At 75.5% G+C, this 1,733-nt stretch carries 1 protein-coding gene and 1 pseudogene; both read right to left on the reverse strand.

Going from position 1 to position 1,733, the window contains the following annotated elements; all coding sequences use genetic code 11:
- Positions 1–98 precede the first annotated feature (98 nt).
- Positions 99–656, reverse strand: a pseudogene (locus DSY14_RS27700) (DNA-processing protein DprA); the annotation flags it as partial.
- A gap of 363 nt (positions 657–1,019) precedes the next feature.
- A partial coding sequence (locus DSY14_RS27705; protein WP_211719549.1) for an ATP-binding protein occupies positions 1,020–1,733 on the reverse strand: 714 nt, incomplete at its 5' end.

Raw genomic sequence — 1,733 nt, forward strand, 5'->3', positions numbered from 1 at the left:
GGCCCACTCGGCATCGGTGAGTTCATGACGGCCAGGCACATCGACCACGATGCCAGCGCAGACCCTGCTCCGCTCCCACTTCCAAAAAACAGGCCCTAGTCCACGTCCAGGCCACCGGCCAACACCGCGACCGTGTGCCCGGTGAGCAGGGCCGACCGGTGCGCGGCCCCGTCGATGCCGTAGGCGCCCCCGGAGACCACGGTGAGGCCGCGCTCGGCCAACCCGTAGGCCAACTCGGACGCCACATGCTCACCGTAGGAACTGGCCGCCCGCGCTCCGACGATCCCCACCGAGCGCAGACAGAGGTGGCGTAGGTCCCCGTGACCGCGGACCCAGAGCCCGTAACAGTCCCGGCCGCCGGGGAGGTGGTCCAACCGCCCCGGCCACTCCGGATCACCGGGGGCGACGAACCTGATGCCGACCTCCGCCGAATCCGACAGGAGGGCGTCGGCCTCCACCCTGGCGGCACGTCGCACCCAGACCTCCCACCGGGGAGGCGAGGCGCCCTCCCCACCCGGTGGTCGCTCACCCGCGCGCAGCGTCGCCCACACCCGGGCGGCCCCGTGCTCGGCCAGCAGGTGCGCCAGCCAGAGGTCACCGGGCGCGGCCACCGCGGTGAGGCAGGCACGCGCCCTGGCCTCCTCGTCCCCGTTCACGTCCGCTCCCCTCGTCGCCCACACCCGTGTCACCGGCCCGTCCCCTCGGTGGGGTCGCGCTCGCGGTACCGCGGTCCCGTCTGCGCCGTGTACGCCGTATACGCCGTGTGCGGCCCACGACCCCACGTCGACCGCGCACGGCACCGACGCGCGGGACCGGCTCGTGGCGCCCAGCGCACCCGTCACCGCGTCCGCGACACGCGCTCCCCGGCCCCTCGGGCGGAGTCCCCCACCGACCACGGGGTCCGGCCGACACGGCGCCGGGCCGGCCGCACGGTCGGCACGCCGGGGCGTCCGTCTCGGCTTCGCTCCGGTTCCCAGGCCCCGAGGGTGCGCTCCGGGACCGCGGCCACGACGGGCGCCTCACCAGGCACGCCCGGACCACAGGGCGTACGCGTAAGCGGTCTCCTGCTCCCCCGGGACGTCACGACCGGCCAGGTCGGCGAGGGTCCAGGCGACCCGGAGGGCACGGTCCACCCCCCGGGCGCTGATCTGTCCACGGTCCATGGCCAGACCGAGGACCCGTAGGGCGGCGGGCTCCACCGGGAAGTCCCGCCGCAACCGGGCACCCGGGATGGCGGCGTTGGTGCTCCACGGGGTCCCCGCGAGGCGGGCGCGGGCGCGGTCCCGCGCCCGGGCGACCCGGTCGGCCACCACCGCGGAGGACTCGGCGAACGCCCGGTCGGCCAACAGCTCGGCGCGGGCCACGGGTTGGAGTTCCACCTTGAGGTCGACCCGGTCCAGCAGGGGGCCGGAGAGCCGGGAGAAGTAGCGCCGCCGCTCGCCGGGCGGGCACGTGCACAGGGTCCCGGGTTTGGCGCAGGGGCAGGGGTTGGCCGCCAGGATCAGCTGGAAACGTGCGGGGAAGGCGACGGTGGAGGAGGCGCGGGCGATGACCACCTCTCCGCGTTCGAGCGGCTCGCGCAGGGAGTCCAGCACCCCGCGCCCGAACTGCGGGGCCTCGTCCACGAACAGGATGCCCCGGTGCGCCTTGGAGACCCAGCCCGGTCCGGGGTTGCCGTTGCCCCCACCGATGATGGCGGCCCGGGTGGAGGTGTGGTGCGGGGCGGCGAAGGG

The sequence above is a fragment of the Nocardiopsis sp. MG754419 genome (assembly GCF_018207095.1).
Taxonomy (GTDB): Bacteria; Actinomycetota; Actinomycetes; order Streptosporangiales; family Streptosporangiaceae; genus Nocardiopsis.